Genomic DNA, 16,896 nt, shown 5'->3' on the forward strand with positions numbered 1-16,896 from the left:
GCCCGCTCGCCGGGCCGCGTCGGAGCGCCTGCGGCACCGCTCGCCGGGCCGCGTCGGAGCGCCTGCGGCACCGGTCGCCGCCGACGGCGGATCCGCTGCGCGGGCTTCCACCCCGCCGAGATCACGCGCCGGCCAACAGCACCTCCAGCGCCACAGCCGTATCCGGATGGCGACCGGCCAGTGCCGCACCTGGCGGGCGGGGGTCCACCGTCTCCCACGTCCCGTCACAGCCCAGCAGGCTCGCCACCGCGTCGCACGCCGCGGGATGGGCAGCGAGCAGCGTGCAACCGCGGCTGGCGTCCGCGCGCCGCGCCGTATGCACGACTTCCGGCTGCGCCCGCCACGGCGGTACCCACTCGTCCAGCGCTGCGAGCCGGCCGGGGAAGATCCGCCCGGCCTCACGGATCAGCAGCGGGGCCAGCTCGGCGCCGCCCGATCGCAGGGTGGTGATCAGGCTCGGCAGCCAAGGCAGGAGCACCGGGTCCGGCAGCCGTCCGAACGCGTTCGAGACTGCCTCCACGACAAAGTCGGTGAGGCCCGGGACGGGCTCCAGGGCGTGTACGAACCCGCTGAGGTAGCGCGGATAGGCGGGTACCACCAAGGGGTTGCCGAGCAGTTCGTCGCACCTGGCCCGAAGGTCCGCGCGGGAGAGGTGCCCGAGCTGCACCTGGGCCGCCCACAGCAGCGCCGTCTTCGACAGGTCCTGCGGATGCGACTGGGCAACGGCCAGCTCGAGTTGGGCCCGGTCGCAGCCCAGTGACAGCGCCAGACTCTCCGAGCTGAACAGGAAGCCCAGCATCGCTGCCACTTGGCGGACGGTGGCGTCGTCGTCGGTGAAAGCCGTCGGCAGCAGGGTGCAGTAGTGTGCGTATCCGGTCTTGACGAAGGACTCGATCCACGGCGGCAGCACCGGTTCGCCGGTGCGGTAGTACGCCAGCAACCGCCGCACCCGGCGCAGCACCTCCGGTGCGCCGTCCACGTTGCGTTCGGCCGACAGTACCTCCAGGGCGCGTGTGCCCAGCTCGTCGGCGAGGCGGCGGCTGCGCAGGTACAGCGTCGCGTCCTCGACGGCTTCCAGGACGGTCGCCGCGGTAGCCTGCGGGCCGTACGCCGTACGGCGCAGTCGCTGCTCCAGGACCTGCTCGATGCTGACGCCCTCGTAGCCGAGCTCGATGAGCGCACGCTGATGGGTGCCCAGCGCCAGATCCCACGACTCCTGGATCGGCCGCTCCCCCAGTCTCCGCTCGCCCATGATCGGCCGAACCGCACCCTGCGGCATCAGGAAGCGCAGCATCCACAGCGCATCGGAACACCGCTCCAGTTCCGGCTCGGAGGCGATGTCCAGCAGCGCCCGTTGCACGCCGCGCTGCTGGAGCTTCAGGTTCAAAGGCGCGAGCCGGTCGTGCACGTCGCGGGCCAGGGGTGGCAGCGCGTCGTAGCCGACCTGGCCGACCCGGTCGCCGCCCATCATGATCTCCACGAGGCGGCGCACGTCGCGCCGACCGGGCACGGTGTCCTTCTCGATGCAGGTGACGGCCGCATCCTGGAAGTCGTACGGCGTGGGCCTGGCCCGGTCACGCATCCCGGCCAGCAGGATCGACGTCTCGAACACCGCGATGGCGTCTGCGGTGGAGGCGAGGTAGCCGCCTCGGCGCGCGGCGCGCACGATCTCCACCGACCAGCCGAGCAGTTCGGTCTCGTCCAGCCGGTCCAGGACGGGCGGTTGCTGCAGGAAGCCGGTCAGCTTGTCCGAGGGCTCGACCGCCGGTACGGGAGCCGCCGCGGCCGCGGTCTTCTTGGCCTTCGTTTTCTTCGTACCCGCCTGTCCCGCCAGGCGGTACGGCTCCACGCGCGTGCGCCTGACGTTCTTCGCCCAGACCGTCGCGGCGATCGACACCGAGCCGGCGGCGAGGCCGAACTGCGCCTCGATCGCCGCGTGGCTGGACGGAATCAGGCCGTGCTGCCACTTGGTGGCACTGCGCGGGCTGATCTCGAAGGCGTCGGTGCCGTGGACGCCGAACTCTCCGACGCGACTGGCCGCGTGGAAGGCGCCGCAGATGTAGAGGCAGTCTGCAGCATCGGTGCCGGTCGCGGCCAGGTGCTCGCGAATCCTGGTCCACATGTAGCGCTCCCGATCCTCGTCCACGCGCACCCGGTGGGGGTCGCCGGGTGCGAGGCGCCGGAAGAGGCTGCCGATCAGGAGCATGACCTGGCGGTACGTGTCGTGGTCGCTGGCGCCGAGCGGCAGTTCGACGTACTGGTGCCACCACTCCGACCAGTGTCGCACCCTGCCGTGGTGCAGCAGGTGTTCCTCCAGTTCGGCGAAGCGCGGCCGCAGGTCGCCGATCTCCACGCCGACCGCGTCGCCGTGCAGCGCGGCCTCCTCCTGGGCGGGCGGTGCGTCCGGATCGGCTGGGTCGTCGGCGTGCGTTTCGCGCGCGTCCCACTGAAAGACGTGGTCCGAGGAACGGTCGACAAGGACCAGTTCTACGCCCGGCGTGTCCAGTGCGTAGGCGATCGCCTGGTATTCGGCCGAAGCCTCGGTGATCGGTGCGACCACCGAGAGCGGGGACCACTCGGCCGGGAAGCCGTCGACCTCGGTCGCGAACGCCTGGAGGGCCACCGGGAGCTTGCAGTTGCGTAGTTCGGTCAGGAGCGGCGCCATGTCCTCGCACAGCTCCAGGTACACGACCTTTGGTTGCTTCTCCCGCAGACGGCGTGCCATGGCAACCGCTGAGGCGGGCGAATGGTGACAGACGGGGAAGATCTCCAGTGGCTCACGCATCGCGCGATCGACGTCGTCGACGATTCCCAGGAGGATGCCCTTCAGGGCGTCGGGCCCGTCGGCGAACGTCGCGGCGGCCTCCTGCAGCTGCGCGCGCAGTGCTTCGAAGGGCCCCTCGTGCGTGCTGCTCATGACAGGGTGGCGATCGCGTCGCGGCCGCCCTCCAGGAACTCCGGCCAGGATCCGCCCTCTTCCTTGCTACGCGGCTCGACGACGCCGTGCAGGTACTTGTTGAGGATGGCGAGGTCCTCGGGCTCGCGCCGGGCCAGTGACCCGACGAGCGAGGAAGCCAGCGTACGGGCGGTCAGGGCGCGCTCGCCGAAGAAGTTACTGTGCAGGATGGCGTCCTCGAGGACGCCGATCTGTTCGGCGGAGGACAGCGAGGACTCCAGCTTCTCGTCGTCGCTGCCGGCCGCGGCCGCCGAGGCGCGCAGGTCGGCGAAACTCTGCAGCAGCACGTCGAGCAGCGTCGGCGGCACGTCCAGCTCGATCTGGTGGCGACGCAACAGCTCCTCGGTGCGGAAGCGGACGATCTCCGCCTCGCTCTTCTTGTTCGTCACCACCGGGATGCGGACGAAATTGAAGCGGCGCTTGAGCGCCGAGGACAGGTCGTTGACGCCCCGGTCGCGGCTGTTGGCGGTGGCGATGACGGAGAAACCGGGCTTGGCGAAGACGATGTTGTCGCTGTCCAGTTCGGGAACCGAGATGTACTTCTCGGACAGGATCGAGATCAGCGCGTCCTGGACATCGCTGGTGGAGCGGGTGAGTTCTTCGAAACGGCCGATCGCGCCGGTCTCCATCGCGGTCATGATCGGCGAGGGAATCATCGACTCCCGCGACTGGCCCTTGGCGATGACCATGGACACGTTCCAGGAGTACTTGATGTGGTCCTCGGTGGTGCCGGCTGTGCCCTGCACGACCAGCGTGGAGTTGCGGGAGATCGCGGCGGACAGCAGCTCGGCCAGCCAGCTCTTGCCGGTGCCGGGGTCGCCGATGAGCAGAAGTCCGCGGTCGGAGGCCAGCGTGACGATGGAGCGCTCGACGAAACTGCGATCGCCGTACCACTTCTGCGGGATCTCCCGGTCCAGGCCGTCGGAGCGCTCGGAGCCCAGGATGAACAGGCGGACCATCTTCGGGGACAGACGCCAGGAGAAGGGCTTGGGGTTGTCGTCGATGGATTCCAGCCAGTCCAGTTCCTCCGCGTACTTGATCTCGGCAGGGGCGCGCAACAGATCGGACATAACAGGGCCTTTCTAAGCGAGAAACGTCTTGAGCTCGTGGACGAGCTTGCGGATGTGGCCGGAGAGCACCGGCGTACCGAGGGCCTTGAAGCGTTCACGGAACCAGGGGTTGACCTCCTGGCGGCCGGAGCTGGTGACCGAACCGACGGGGATGAACTTCACTCCGGAGCGGTGGACGGCCTCGATGCCCTCGAACAGCGGCTGGGAACGGTCGAACTCGTAGAAGTCGGAGATCCATACCATCACGGTGTCTTTGGGATCGGTGATCTTCGGACGGGCCATGGCCATCGCGACGGGACCGTCGTTGCCGCCGCCGAGGTTGGTGCGCAGCAGGGCCTCGAACGGGTCGTTCACCCAGGGCGTCAGGTCGATGGCACGCGTGTCGTACGCGATCAGGTGGACGTCCACCTTCGGCAGTCCGGCGAAGATCGACGCCAGGATGGTGCAGTTCACCATCGAGTCGACCATCGAGCCCGACTGGTCCACGATGACGATCAGTCGCTGCGGCGTCGTCTTGCGGGCGGTGCGCCGGTAGTAGAGGCGGTCGACGTACAACCGCTCCTCCTCCGGGCTCCAGTTGGTGAGGTTCTTCCAGATCGTGCGGTCGAGGTCGAGGTTGCGGAACACCCGCTTGGGCGGGACGGAGCGGTCCAGGGCGCCTACCGTGGCTTTTTCCACCTGGGTGCGCAGCACTTCGGCGACCTCGTCGACGAAACGGCGGATCAGGGCCTTGGCGTTGGCCAGGGCCACGCCCGAGAGGTTGCTCTTGTCCCGCAGCAGCTGCTCGATCAGTGACATGCTCGGGGTCAGCTGCGCAGCGAGCTTGGGGTTGGCCAGCACCTCGCGCAGGTGCATCCGCTTGACGAGGTCGGCCTCGATGGCGCCGAGTTCCGGGCCTATCGCAGGAATCAGCCGGCCAAGATCGGGCGTCGTGCCCAGGCCGCCGGTGCCGGTCGGGCTGACGCCCGGTCCTGCGGCGCCTCCCCCGGTCCCACCGCCGGCGCGGCCGCCACGCAGCTCGCCGGGCCTGCAGCCCAGCGCACGCTCCAGCCAGCCGGCGTCGGACTGCCAGCGCGCCAGCTGTCCGGCGGTGACCGTGCCGGAGCCGGAGGCGAAGACATTGAGCAGCACCTTCGACACCAGCGCCGCGCGCCGCACTTCGGCGGCCCGGTCGCATGCACCGTCGTCGGGCTCGGGCGCCATCAGACCGTCGAACTCGGCAGCCAGCTCCGGGTGGCGCTGCACGATCGAGTCGACGGATGCCTGCGGGTCCAGCAGCGCGGACGGCAGACCGATGGCATCGACGACGGCGAGGCTCGCCGATTCCAGCGATGCCTGCTCCTCGTGGTCGAAGAGGCGGGCGAGGAGGCGCCAGTACAGGACCTGACGGCGGTTGTCGTGGGGGTCCGCCTCCGGATTCTGTGAGGTCGCGCGCTCGGCCGGTTGTTCGGTCGTGTGGTCCGTCATTTCCGCAGCAGCCTCCCCGCGCGCTCCCGCAGCACGGCCACGGCGTCGGTGGCGGCCTTCTCGGCCTTGATGCCGGCCTTGTCGGTCGTGCCCCCGGCCCATCCCCCGGCGTGGATCGCGACAGCCTTCTTCCGTACGGTCGTCTCGACGGCCAGAGGCTGCACGCGATACGTTCCGGCGTCCCAACGGAGCAGCCCGATGCACGCACCGGACGCCGCGACGGCGTCCGGTGTGAGCGGTCCGGCGGTCGGAATGCGGTCGGTGTCGACAGCGAGAGGGTGTCCGGCGACGGTGAACGTCAGTGTGTCGTCGTCCTTCTGGGTGGCGTAGCCCTCCAGGAACACGGGTACGGCGATGCGCGCCGGGTGCCGGTCCAGAGGTGCGGTCGCCGCGTCGGTGGCAACGGGCAGGGCAACGCGGGCAGTGGCGAAAGCGTCGGCGGGCTCGCTCGGGCGTGCGTGCTCGTCGCTCCAGACCAGGTCGCCCTCGACGGTGACCGGCATGCCGACAAGGTCCATTGAGCGGCCCTCGCTGACGGCCGCCAACAGCGACATGCGGGGGCGGAGCAGCTGCCAGACGCCGGCTCCGACGACCGTGTCGGGCTTCGGCACCGACACGCCGGCACGCACCAGGCGGGGCGCGCCGCCGTCCGCGGGCTCGAACACCGCGTGGACCTGGGCCTGTGCGGCGGTCGCGTGTTCCTGCAAGTCGACGCCGAGGGGCAGCAGGCGGCCGGTGGCCGTACCGGTCATGGGCACGTCGGCCGCACCGGGCAGCGTCAGCAGCATCGCACGCGACCACAGGTCGGCCCAGCGGCGTGCCGGGATCCTTTCCAGGGCCGCCCCCGGGCAGGATGCGGCGAGTTCGGCGGAGAAGCCGTCGAGGAGTGTCGCCAGGCGGCGCAGGGCCGGGTCCGGAAGCATCGCGGAGACGATTTGTGCCGACCCGGAGACCACGTCGTGGTCGATGCCCTGCCACCCGGAGCGCGCCAGATCCGACAGCCAGGAGCGTGCGGCGGCGAGCAGGTTCGCCGCTTGCTGCCCGCCGGGCGCCGGGACGGTCTCCTCGCTGCCGGGCCGACCGGTCGCCTCCTCGACGCGGGTCATCAGTGCGTCATGGACGGAGCCGAGCAGTGCAGTACGGGCAGCGGCGAGGGCGACGAAATGGTCTTCGTCCGCGGCTCCGTCCGCCGCCTTCTCGGCCGCCTCGGCGACCCTGGCGGCCAGCGGTGTCCCCTCGACGGCGCGGGCAAGCTCTGTCAGGCCGGCGGCCTGGGCCGGTTGGGGGCGGAGCAGGCCGGCGGCGAGAGCCCGGTCAAAGGCGTCTACGGCCGTCAGGGCTTCGTCGAGCCCGGCGATGGCTTCGCAGAGCGGGTCGGCGCGCATCACGCCACCGCCCTGGTCGGCGGGAACCACTGCATCTCCGGCAACGGTGCGGTGGTCGGGGCGAGTTCCAGGTAGGCCAGGTGACGCAGGAACCTGCTGAAGACCGGCGCGGCGGCCTTGGTGTCCCCCTGCGGTGGACGTGTGTTGCTCATGTCGGCGGCGATGGTCTGCGCGCTCGGCTCCCCGTCCACGATCTCGACCCTCAGGTAGCGGGCGACGCGCTCGGCGCCGTACTGCAGCACCGCCTCGTTGATCAGGGCCCGGATGTGATTGCAGAACGAGCCCCGCGCGCCGCCGCAGGGCCGGTTGTTGTTGGTGCTGCAAGCGAACACGTAAGTGCCGGCCACGACCGACGAGACATAGACCCGCTCAATGTCCGAGCCGCTGGACACCACGCCCTGCAAGCGTCCGTCGGCCAGCTCGACGAACGGAACCTTGGCGAGCTTGCGCGGCCGTGCGGGTGCTATCACCCGTGCCGTGCTCGACCTCTCCCAGTCTGACAACGCACCATCTCCTATGCACCAAGAGGACTTCCGCGCCACAACGGCGGGACACGACTGAACATACTTGCGACCACTGACATTGATACTCGTACGTGGGTTCCGGTGGTCGTGGCTCTGCCACTGACTGACGCCCTGCTGGGCTGTCTTCGAGGTGTACCGTCCGGCTGCCGGGGCCCGCTCCCATGGCTCCGGCCAGGTGGAACATGACCTGACAGAAGCTTGGTCAGAAGCCCCCTCAATGTCCTGTCTACCTCACCCGGCCGGTGCCACCTCCGGCTAGGAAGGCACTCCAGCATGACAGCGGCGGCCACGGTGGACACGGGCGGCCAGTGGGTGTTCGGCGGCGTGGACTCGCACGCCGACACCATCCGTGCCGCGGTCGTCACCGACAACGACGGCCACCTCGCCGACGCCGAGTTCCCCACCACGACTGCCGGATACACGGCAGTCCTCGCCTTCCTGTGCGCCCACGGAGACGTCATCGCGATCAGCGTGGAAGGCACCGCGTCCTACGGAACCGGGTTCACCCGGGCAGCCCGCGCCGTCGGACTGAGCGTGGTCGAGGTCAACCGCCCCGACCGCGCCGAACGCCGCCGTATCGGCAAGTCAGACCCCATCGACGCCTACGCCGCCGCCCGCGCCGCACTCTCCGGGCGCGCGGCCAGCGCGCCCAAGGGCGACACCGTCACCGACATACGCGCCCTCCACACGCCGCCCGGTCCACGGTCAAAGCCCGCACCGCTGCCATGAACCAGATCGGGCACATCCTCATCAGTGCCCCCTGACACCATCCGCGCCCGCTACCGGGCCCTGCACGGCAAACCGCTGGTCGATGCCCTGGCACGCCTGCGCACCACGGGCGACGCCGTCCATGCCGCCGTTCTGACCGCCCTGAAGAGCCTCGCCCGACGCGTCCAGGCCCTGGCCGCCGAGCAGGACGAACTCACGGCCACGCTGGACGACGTGGTCACCGAACACAATCCCGGCCTGCGGGCCGCCTACGGCATCGGCCCGGCACCGCCGCCCAGCTGCTGATCACCGCCGGCGGCAACCCCGACCGTCTCCGCACCGAGGCATCCTTCGCAGCCCTGTGCGGGGTCGCCCGTTCCTGCCTCCAGCGGCAAGACCAACCGTCAACGCCTCTCACGAGGCGGTGACCGAGCCGCCAACGCGGCCCTCTACCGGATAGCCCTCGTTCGCATGGCCAGCGACGGCCGCACCGCGACTACGTAGTCCGGCAGACCGCAGCCGGCCGGACCAAGAAGGAGATCATCCGGCTTCTCAAACGGACCATCGTCCGGGAGGTGTTCCGCTACCTCACCACCACCGTCACAGTCCCCGAGATCGCGGACCTACAGCCCGCACGCCAGGCCAAGAACATCACCCTCACCGCCGCCGCCAACCACTTCGGTGTCTGGCCCTCGGTCATCTCCCGCATCGAACGCGGAACCCGCCGCGACGACAACCTCGCCAACGCCTACCGCGACCGGCTCACCGCTGCTTGACAGCCAATAGGAGCTTCAACGCCGATCGAGGACGCACAGCCGCGTCACGTACCGGTCCCGGAGCCGGCAACAAGGCCACGGAATGAGGCGGATATCCTGTGGTGGTTCTCGGCGGTCAGCGCTGAAGCTGCCTCTGGATTCTCGGCGTGCCCTCCGCACGCCCCCGCGACGGGGATGTCGGCACGCCCACGCCGCGAAGACCACTACCGACCTCGACCACATGCGAAAGGTGGCGCGCCCCGAGCCGCAGGGGGTCTCGGCTCCGGGCGCGCCACCCTCCCGGGCACTACCCGTCCCCGTGCATCACCTCCACGATGGCCACTCACAGAGCGCGAACGCTCAGTGCGACGGCGAACCGCTTCAGCAGCTCGGGAGCGAGCTTCACCCGTTGAGTTGGCCGCTGGTCACTCATGCCCTTCACCCTTCTCTCCTGGGCGCCGTGGATACGGCGCGGTACCTCCCCCCAAAGAAGGAATGGGCATGTGCAAAGCTACCGACCGAAGTTGACTGCGGGCAGCCCGTTTCGCCAGACGATCAACCGTTTCACGCGCGGCTTTACCAGCCCACGCAACCAGTGAACAGACTCCGCATCGTCGTGCCGTGGCGCTGCCCATCAACGACACCGCGATCGCCACCCGCTCCCGCAAGTACCCCGGCCGCCCAGCGGCACCCGGCCGGCCGGCACGGCACGGCAGGAGTTCGAGTGCGTCCGCCACGGCACCGCTTCCGTCGCGGCCGCGCACAACGTGACCACCGGCGAGGTCCTCACCCAGCCCATCCCCCACAACGACGCAGCGACGTTCATCCGCTTTCTTGCGATGCTCGACCGCGCCATCGATCCGCGTCACCCCGTCCATGTCGAGCTGGACAACGGCGCGTCCCACATCGCGAAGAAGACCAAAACATGGCTGGCCGCCCGCGCCGGCACGTGCACTGGCCCCCGCCGCATGCCTCCTGGCTCAACCAGGCCGAGTTGTCGGATGCTCAGACTCGCCAACTAGCGTACTCATCCGCCAACTGGAGTGCGCCCCTCACCTTGTTGGCGGGTTGATTCCGGTCCTGCGCACGATCAGGAGACCCGGGGGTCTGGGTGTGGCTAGGAGCGCTCATGCCGTGGTTGTGCTGCGCCACACGCCAACTGCTTGACAACGACAATTGGGAATCAGTCACAACAACTGTGACTGAGCGGTTCACTTGGCCACAACGGCCAACTGAACCGCTCAGACGCTTGTCGTCATTCCTCAAACGCGGGTACAGGGCTGCGAGGCCCCTACGCCCGCATGGAGCGAGGCGTCAACGCCTCAGCACTCACGCAGACCGGGAGCGGGGTCCTGGCCCGTGCTCACGTCCACCGCCGGAACATTGCCCCACGCGCCGTTGTCGAGCTGTGTCCAGTACCAGATGTCGTTACCTCCCGGGTGAGGGTCGCCATGTCCCCAGCACTGAAACCAGCTGAAGGTACCGACGAGTGTGCCGCGAGTGGCGGAACGGTAGGAGCGGTCGGCGTATCCCTTCGCCCCTGCCTTATTACCGCAGTACAGCCTGCCGTCGGAGCGAACCCCGCACTCGGCTGCATGGGCGGCGTTGGGTACGGATAGCGCAAGCAGGGCACCTACGGCGAAGGCGCTCAGAACGGCAGTCATGCGTCGAGTAATCATGATCGACTTAACGGTCAAACCGGAAGAAGGTCACGCCCGCAGGGCACGTCGAGGGAGACAGACGTCGCACGTCGCGCGTCGGACTGAGCATTGAGCACCCGGCCGGCCAACTGAACTGCTCAGTGGCCAACTCTCGCGCCAAGTCAAAACCACTGTGGCCGAGCGCCTCACTTGGCGGGTTAGCACTTGAAGTTGACGGGTGCTCTAGTTGTATTGCCCTGCGAGACACCTCAGGGCCCTAACTTGTCAAGCGGCGACCGCGAGTGCGGTGAGGGAAGGCTGCGTCCTCATCGAACAGCTTCCGCTGCTGGAGGCAGTGGTGGAGCTGGCCGATCATGCGGTTGAAGAGGTTCCCCTGGGCGGCGGCGTGCCAGTCCCGGCGTTGTCTCGCCGTCGCCGGTAGTGAGCCTTGGCTCCAGGGGAGGCGGTGATAGGCCGGACACCGGCCCATCACCACCCGGATCGCTACTCGATGACGAGCTCGACCGGGATGTTGCCGCGGGTCGCGTTGGAGTAGGGGCAGACCTGGTGAGCCTGCTCGACCAGCTTGCGGCCGGTGGCCTGGTCGATGGTCTCGGGAAGCTCCACTCGCAGCGTGACCGCGAGACCGAAACCCTCACCCTGCTTGCCGATGCCGACCTCACCGGTCACGGCGGCGTCACTGACGTCGATCTTGGCCTGACGGCCGACGAGGCCGAGGGCACTGGCGAAGCAGGCGGCGTAACCGGCGGCGAACAACTGCTCCGGGTTAGTGCCCTGGCCGCTGCCACCCATCTCCACCGGGATGGCCAGCTGCAGATCCAGCTTGCCGTCGGAGGTGACGGCGCGGCCCTCGCGGCCGTGGGTGGCGGTGGCGACGGCGGTGTAGAGCGCTTCCATGAAAGCGATTCCTCTCGAAAGTCATGTCCCAGCGGCGCTGTCCGGCCGCTTCCACTCCAGGAAAGCACACAATTAAATTGTGCACAATCCAATGGCGCGCAGGGTTATGCTGGATCCATGACCTCCACGCCCAAGGCCCCGTCCGAGGCGGACTACCTCCGCCTCGACCAGCAGATCTGCTTTTCCTTGAACGCCGCGTCACGCGCCTTCGGCAGCGTCTACCGCGTACTCCTCAAGGACCTCGGGCTCACCTATCCCCAGTACCTGGTGATGCTGGCGCTCTGGGAGTACGGCGAGCTGCCGGTGAAGACGCTGGGAGAGCACCTGCGGCTCGACTCCGGCACGCTGTCACCGCTGCTGAAGCGGTTGGAGGCGGCGGGCCTGGTACGGCGCGAGCGCAGCGCCCAGGACGAGCGGTCGGTGCACATCCACCTCACGGACGAGGGCACGGCACTGCGCGAGCGGGCGCTGGCCGTGCCGCGCCGGATCGCCGCGGCAACCGGCTTCGGCCTCGAGGAGATCAGCAACCTGCGAGCCCGCCTCAACCGACTCACAGCAGCCCTGGACACGGCGGCACTGGAGGAGAACCCGATCTGCGCCGACGCGGTGTCCGAGAAGTAGCGTCGCTCACCAGGCGTGGACGGTTCTGCAGATGAGCTTCGCGGGAAGCGGGGTGCGGCGTCCTGGGCGACGGCTCTGCTGCAGGCAAGGCAGCGGACTCGGCGGGGTGTGCGGTGGGCGAGATGCGCGAGTGTGCTGGCCCTGCCAGTACTGGCGCCGGCCTGGAGGGCCAGGTGCTCGCCGGCATGGAAGGCGTCGGCGACGGCTGTTCGTCGGCGGGACAGCCGGGACGCCTCCCCTGTGGAACAACAAGCACCGACTCCGAAGCGACTCGCCATCGGCCATGAGTTCTTCCGGTTCGCTCCGGAGTGTTGTGGAGCCCTCCGTTCGCACCGCAGACCTCTCAGCCTCGAGCCCAGCCTCCGCTCGTGCCGTGTAACCAGCCTCTACGAGCCGGACATCGTGGTGACTCTTGGCAGAACCCCCGCCGGATCACAGCCCATGCCAACGTTGTCAGACCCCCGTGCAGGCCGTCTGCTGTTGAAGGTTTCGCCTGAAATGGATCACGTCACCCATGCCTACCTGCTGCCCCGCCGACGATCCCGTGACTGCCCTCGCAGGATCCGGTCATGCATCACCGGCTACGCCAGCGAAGCCCCAGGTGAACCCGCCAGCAGCCGTCGTTCGCCGGTCGTTGTCACCCTGAACTACCGGTAGCACGACCACTAAAAGCAACGGCATTGGAAGGCATGACCTGGGGGGTGTCACCGGGCCCGAGGGGTGCCGTCGGAGACGCTGATGAGAGGTCCGGCCACCGTCCGGTCCGGCGCAATGCCGGACAGCTCGCGGGCGGCAGGTCTGCATAACGTGGATGCGCGCGTACGACACCGACACCAAGGCCGGCACCGCCAACTCCTCTGGAAGGGTGCGATGTTCGACACCGATTACGTGGGCGTCCTCCTCGGCCTGGACGTCGGCAAGACGGCCCACCACGGCCACGGCCTCACGCCGGCCGGAAAGAAAGTCTTCGACAAGCAGCTGCCCAACAGCGAGCCCAGGCTGCGGGCCGTGTTCGACAAGCTGACCGCGAAGTTCGGCACCGTCCTGGTGATCGTGGACCAGCCCGCCTCCATCGGCGCTCTCCCGCTGGCCGTGGCCCGGGACGCGGACTGCAAGGTCGCCTACCTGCCCGGCCCGGCCATGCGCCGGATCGCCGACCTCTACCCGGGCGAGGCCAAGACCGACGCGAAGGACGCCGCGGTCATCGCGGACGCGGCCCGCACCATGCCCCACACCCTGCGCACCCTCGAACTGACCGACGCGGTCACCGCCGAGCTGACCGTCCTCACCGGCTTCGACCAGGACCTGGCGGCCGAGGCCACCCGCACGTCCAACCGGATCCGCGGCCTGCTCACCCAGTTCCACCCCAGCCTGGAACGCGTCCTCGGACCGCACCTGGACCACCAGGCCGTCACCTGGCTCCTGGAGCGTTACGGCTCCCCGGCCGCCCTGCGCAAAGCCGGCCGTCGCAGACTCGTCGAGCTCATCCGCCCCAAGGCCCCGCGCATGGCCCAACGGCTGATCGACGACATCTTCGACGCCCTGAACGAGCAGACCGTGACCGTGCCCGGCACCGGCACCCTCGACATCATCGCGCCCTCCCTGGCCCGTTCACTCGCGGCCGTCCAGGAACAACGCCGGGCCCTGGAGTCCCAGCACCCTGCTGGAGGCGCACCCTCTTTCCCGGGTCCTGACGTCGATGCCCGGCGTCGGCGTCAGGACCGCCGCCGTCCTCCTGGTCACCGTCGGCGACGGCTCCAGCTTCCCCACTGCCGCCCACCTCGCCTCCTACGCCGGACTCGCCCCGACAACGAAGTCATCGGGCACCTCGATCCACGGCGAACACGCACCCCGAGGTGGCACCCGGCAGCTCAAGCGCACCATGTTCCTGTCTGCCTTCGCCTGCATGAACGCCGACCCCACCTCCCGGACCTGCTACGACAAGCAACGAGCCCGCGGAAAGACCCACACCCAAGCGCTCCTCCGCCTCGCCCGCCAACGCATCAGCGTCCTGTTCGCCATGCTCTGCGACGGAACTTTCTACGAAGCACGCGAGCCGAGAAACATCACGCTGGCCGCGTGAACCAACCCCAACCGAGTCACCTCAAACCGGCCGCCCCAGAGTTGACGAAGAACATAGAGGCCCCCCAGCCCCGCCGATCCGTCAGGCGTTGGGGTCGAATGAGATGTTGGCCGGCTTGGCCTTTTCGAGGTGGTAGTTGAAATTGCCGTCCTTGAGGCCAAAGACGGCGCTGCCGAAGTCGGCCTGAGTCAGCTTGTCCCGCAGGCCCGCGGGGAAGCCGTTCCAGCCGACCAGACTGGGGAACCGCCACCCGTGGTAGTGGTTCTCCGGCGGCTCGTCATTGGAACTCGCCGGGCGGAAGCAGTGGGTGCTCACGCCGTCCTTGTGGTAGACGATCTTGGGATGCGTTCCGTCCCACCGGATCTGGTCGCGGCCGTAGACGTCGAAGTTACCGTGGGCGGAGGTGGATACGTAGCGGGCCTCGTTGTTCTGTACCCACACCACGACGTGCTCCCAGTCGTGCCTGTGCCCGCCGAGCCCGCTGCCGGCCACGGCCTGATCCTTCTCGAAATAGAGCCCGTACATGATGGCGCACCAGCCGTTGTTGCACTTGTAGCGGGCGTATCCGTTGGTGTTGTCGAGGTCCCACGAGTCACGACACTGACCGTTGACGGCCCCGGTGGTGTTGAGGCCGGGGGCTATGGCCCCGTCGGGGCCGATGGCGGGAGTCGGGTAGCAACCATCCGTGTCGTAGTCGTACGCGGGTTGGAACGTCTGTTCCAGTCCGTCCGCGTTCGCGGGTAAGGCGATGGGCGGGGCAGCGAGAGCGCTGCCGGAAGCAGCGACCACCAGCACGATGGCGCCGCCGCCGACGAGCGAGATCTTGCGGATCCGTGCTCTGATTTTCACTGCATCCTCCTGGTCGACGCGTGACCGGGGCACGCGATCGATATTGGCATGCCCATCACAAACATATCGAATCTCGCGATGTCCGGGCCGAACCCCGCCAGGCGACCAAGCGATGAAGGGTCAGCCAATACACGGGGGGAGCCTGCGGAGAGGTGCCTGGCAGGCATGGCGAGCGGGCAGGGGCGGTCTGGATACGGAGGTCCGGGCGGGATGTCGGGCGGAGACATTCTCACCAAGAGCGACAACGGCAGCATCGATCCACCCGAGGGTGAGAGGGGCCGGGTCCTGATCCGGGACACTGCTGCCTGGCGTGTCGGCTACCTCTGGCACACGTACGGCACCGAGATGGTGAACAACCTGTAAGGCTGTCGGCGGAGCGAGGACCGCATCCAAACACACAACAGCAGGGCGAGGTCTGCATCAGGAGCGGACACCAGAAGCGGTAGGCATTTCCCGCAACAGCCCGCGAGGATCCGGAAAGCACCACACCGAAGCGGAGAAGAGTGCAGCGGACATCGCGCCCCTCGAAGCCGGCCCCCGGACCGCCGCAGCGAAGTCAAAGCTACGCACCGACCGTAAGCACCGGCAACAACTCCAGGACACCATGACGAATCCCCCGCGGTCAGGGATCACGCCCGGGACCTCCGTCACTGCCCCGGTCAGGCCTCAACGCCGGTAGCTTCAGCGAAGCCTGACTATCGACCGCCAGGCCGTCACGAAAGCTCACCGCACCGCTCGGGGCCAAGCATCCCTACGCCGACGAGCCACGGCCCATCGGCAGCAGTGACCCGGCCCCGCCTCACACCCGCGCGGAAATGTTCGAGCTCGCCGAGGGGCCATGGCGACGACAACTAGCGGTAGGAAGTGGTGTCTTAGTAATCCAGCCGGACTTCTTCATTCGTGCTGGTCAACGGCTTGGGAGTGGAGAGTGTAGCGGGCTGGAGTGGGGGTGGGGCGGTCCTTGCTGGGCCGTCCCGCGAACGTGTGGCCGCGGCGTATGTAGTGGCAACGCCGGGCGCGTGCTTGGTGGCGGCGACGCCAGTGGGACCACGTCACGGCGTGGTCGCGGTCCGGAGCAGGGCGGCGGGGTCCAACTGCCAACAGACGTCGAATCTCGGCCGGTGTGAGGTCCACGAGGTCGGGTGTGTCCCGCTCGGTGCCCCCTTTTCCCGTTCCTGACTGGCCAGGACGGCGAGGAAGGCATGGGCGAGCATGGCGAGTGTGATGTGCCGGTACCAACCCACGTAACGGCGGACTTCGTACTGGTCCAGGCCGCACTCGTTCTTCGCGCTCTGGAAGCATTCCTCGACCTTCCAGCGGCAGCCGGCGATGCGGACGAGGTCGGCGACGGTTGCTTCCAGGGGTGCGCTGGCAAGGTAGTAGGCGATCTCGTCGGGCTTGGCGATGCTGCGGCGGGCCAGCATCCAGCGTTGCCGGGTGGGCTCGTCGCCGTCGAACTCCCGCACGGCCGGCAGGCGGGCTGCGGCCCAGTCGTAGAAGCGCTCGCCCTTCGCGCCGCTTCCTGCGGACAGCCGCTGCCATGCTTCGGGCGGGGCCTGGCCGATGAGGTGGTCGATGCGCGGGCCGTGGACCTGCTGGGACTTGGGCACGGCCACGACGTAGGAGAGCTGATGGTCTTCGAGGAAGCGGCGGAAGTGGGAGTCCTGGCCGTAGGCGGAGTCCGCGGTGACCCAGCCGACGGGCAGGGGTGAGGCGAGGGCCCGCAGGATGATGGCCCTTGCCGGTTCGCCCTTGGTGGCGAAGGCGCGGTCGTCGGGGACACGGGCGGCCCGACAGCGTTCGCGGTCGTCGGTCCAGGACTTGGGCAGGTAGAGCTCACGGTCGACCAGCGTGTGGCCGCGGCCAGTTGCGTAGGCGGCGAAGACCCCGATCTGGCAATTCTCGGTGCGGCCTGCGGTG

The 16,896-nt window shown here is 68.6% G+C and carries 15 protein-coding genes and 3 pseudogenes; 8 read left to right on the top strand and 10 right to left on the bottom strand.

Annotated elements, in window-relative coordinates; genetic code table 11:
• Nucleotides 1-121: 121 nt before the first annotated feature.
• The 5 genes from ACZ7IB_RS30685 to ACZ7IB_RS30705 are packed head-to-tail and all read right to left on the bottom strand — an operon-like array spanning nucleotide 122 to nucleotide 7,381.
• Complete coding sequence (locus tag ACZ7IB_RS30685) at nucleotides 122-2,917, bottom strand: DUF5682 family protein (RefSeq protein WP_470917030.1); 2,796 nt, start codon at nucleotides 2,915-2,917, stop codon at nucleotides 122-124.
• Nucleotides 2,914-4,026 (bottom strand): ATP-binding protein, encoded by a 1,113-nt coding sequence (locus ACZ7IB_RS30690; protein WP_470917031.1) that lies wholly within the window; start codon nucleotides 4,024-4,026, stop codon nucleotides 2,914-2,916. The genes ACZ7IB_RS30685 and ACZ7IB_RS30690 overlap by 4 nt, the downstream gene beginning before the upstream one ends.
• 12 nt (nucleotides 4,027-4,038) lie before the next feature.
• Nucleotides 4,039-5,493 (bottom strand): VWA domain-containing protein, encoded by a 1,455-nt coding sequence (locus ACZ7IB_RS30695; protein ID WP_470917032.1) that lies wholly within the window; start codon nucleotides 5,491-5,493, stop codon nucleotides 4,039-4,041.
• Nucleotides 5,490-6,908 carry a hypothetical protein gene (locus ACZ7IB_RS30700; protein WP_470917033.1) on the bottom strand — a complete coding sequence of 473 codons (1,419 nt, stop codon included), beginning with the start codon at nucleotides 6,906-6,908 and terminating at the stop codon, nucleotides 5,490-5,492. The genes ACZ7IB_RS30695 and ACZ7IB_RS30700 overlap by 4 nt, the downstream gene beginning before the upstream one ends.
• Nucleotides 6,878-7,381, bottom strand: coding sequence for a hypothetical protein (locus ACZ7IB_RS30705; RefSeq protein WP_470917034.1), 504 nt, complete (start codon nucleotides 7,379-7,381; stop codon nucleotides 6,878-6,880). Before ACZ7IB_RS30705 ends, ACZ7IB_RS30700 begins: the two co-directional genes overlap by 31 nt.
• Before the next feature lie 294 nt (nucleotides 7,382-7,675).
• Between ACZ7IB_RS30705 and ACZ7IB_RS30710 the strand changes: the two genes are divergently transcribed.
• The 5 genes and pseudogenes from ACZ7IB_RS30710 (at nucleotide 7,676) to ACZ7IB_RS30730 (ending at nucleotide 9,887) form a co-directional block, all read left to right on the top strand.
• Nucleotides 7,676-8,131, top strand: coding sequence for an IS110 family transposase (locus ACZ7IB_RS30710; protein WP_470917035.1), 456 nt, complete (start codon nucleotides 7,676-7,678; stop codon nucleotides 8,129-8,131).
• Between the two features lie 24 nt (nucleotides 8,132-8,155).
• Nucleotides 8,156-8,416, top strand: coding sequence for a hypothetical protein (locus ACZ7IB_RS30715; RefSeq protein WP_470917036.1), 261 nt, complete (start codon nucleotides 8,156-8,158; stop codon nucleotides 8,414-8,416).
• Between the two features lie 117 nt (nucleotides 8,417-8,533).
• Nucleotides 8,534-8,614: pseudogene (locus ACZ7IB_RS30720) on the top strand (hypothetical protein); the annotation flags it as partial.
• 71 nt (nucleotides 8,615-8,685) lie between these two features.
• Nucleotides 8,686-8,886 carry an XRE family transcriptional regulator gene (locus ACZ7IB_RS30725; protein WP_470917037.1) on the top strand — a complete coding sequence of 67 codons (201 nt, stop codon included), beginning with the start codon at nucleotides 8,686-8,688 and terminating at the stop codon, nucleotides 8,884-8,886.
• Between the two features lie 746 nt (nucleotides 8,887-9,632).
• Complete coding sequence (locus tag ACZ7IB_RS30730) at nucleotides 9,633-9,887, top strand: hypothetical protein (protein WP_470917038.1); 255 nt, start codon at nucleotides 9,633-9,635, stop codon at nucleotides 9,885-9,887.
• Between the two features lie 300 nt (nucleotides 9,888-10,187).
• Here ACZ7IB_RS30730 and ACZ7IB_RS30735 read toward each other — a convergent pair whose 3' ends face one another.
• From ACZ7IB_RS30735 to ACZ7IB_RS30745, 3 genes and pseudogenes are all read right to left on the bottom strand, one after another.
• On the bottom strand, nucleotides 10,188-10,529 hold the full coding sequence (locus ACZ7IB_RS30735) for a hypothetical protein (RefSeq protein ID WP_398629342.1): 342 nt from the start codon (nucleotides 10,527-10,529) through the stop codon (nucleotides 10,188-10,190).
• A gap of 253 nt (nucleotides 10,530-10,782) precedes the next feature.
• Nucleotides 10,783-10,976: pseudogene (locus ACZ7IB_RS30740) on the bottom strand (IS110 family transposase); the annotation flags it as partial.
• A gap of 33 nt (nucleotides 10,977-11,009) precedes the next feature.
• Nucleotides 11,010-11,423, bottom strand: a complete 414-nt coding sequence (locus ACZ7IB_RS30745; RefSeq protein ID WP_470917039.1) for an organic hydroperoxide resistance protein — start codon at nucleotides 11,421-11,423, stop codon at nucleotides 11,010-11,012.
• Between the two features lie 117 nt (nucleotides 11,424-11,540).
• On the opposite strand from ACZ7IB_RS30745, the gene ACZ7IB_RS30750 reads away from it, so the two are divergent.
• Nucleotides 11,541-12,044, top strand: a complete 504-nt coding sequence (locus ACZ7IB_RS30750; RefSeq protein ID WP_470917040.1) for a MarR family winged helix-turn-helix transcriptional regulator — start codon at nucleotides 11,541-11,543, stop codon at nucleotides 12,042-12,044.
• A gap of 870 nt (nucleotides 12,045-12,914) precedes the next feature.
• A pseudogene (locus ACZ7IB_RS30755) lies at nucleotides 12,915-14,127 on the top strand (IS110 family RNA-guided transposase).
• An 81-nt stretch (nucleotides 14,128-14,208) separates the two neighbouring features.
• Here ACZ7IB_RS30755 and ACZ7IB_RS30760 read toward each other — a convergent pair.
• Nucleotides 14,209-14,976 (bottom strand): NPP1 family protein, encoded by a 768-nt coding sequence (locus tag ACZ7IB_RS30760; RefSeq protein WP_470917041.1) that lies wholly within the window; start codon nucleotides 14,974-14,976, stop codon nucleotides 14,209-14,211.
• Between the two features lie 210 nt (nucleotides 14,977-15,186).
• Between ACZ7IB_RS30760 and ACZ7IB_RS30765 the strand changes: the two genes are divergently transcribed.
• On the top strand, nucleotides 15,187-15,339 hold the full coding sequence (locus tag ACZ7IB_RS30765) for a hypothetical protein (RefSeq protein ID WP_470917042.1): 153 nt from the start codon (nucleotides 15,187-15,189) through the stop codon (nucleotides 15,337-15,339).
• Between the two features lie 689 nt (nucleotides 15,340-16,028).
• On the opposite strand, the gene ACZ7IB_RS30770 is transcribed toward ACZ7IB_RS30765, so the two are convergent.
• Nucleotides 16,029-16,896: IS701 family transposase (locus ACZ7IB_RS30770; protein ID WP_470917043.1), on the bottom strand; the 868-nt coding region annotated here is incomplete at its 5' end.

This window comes from Streptomyces sp. NPDC037301 (genome assembly GCF_055602785.1).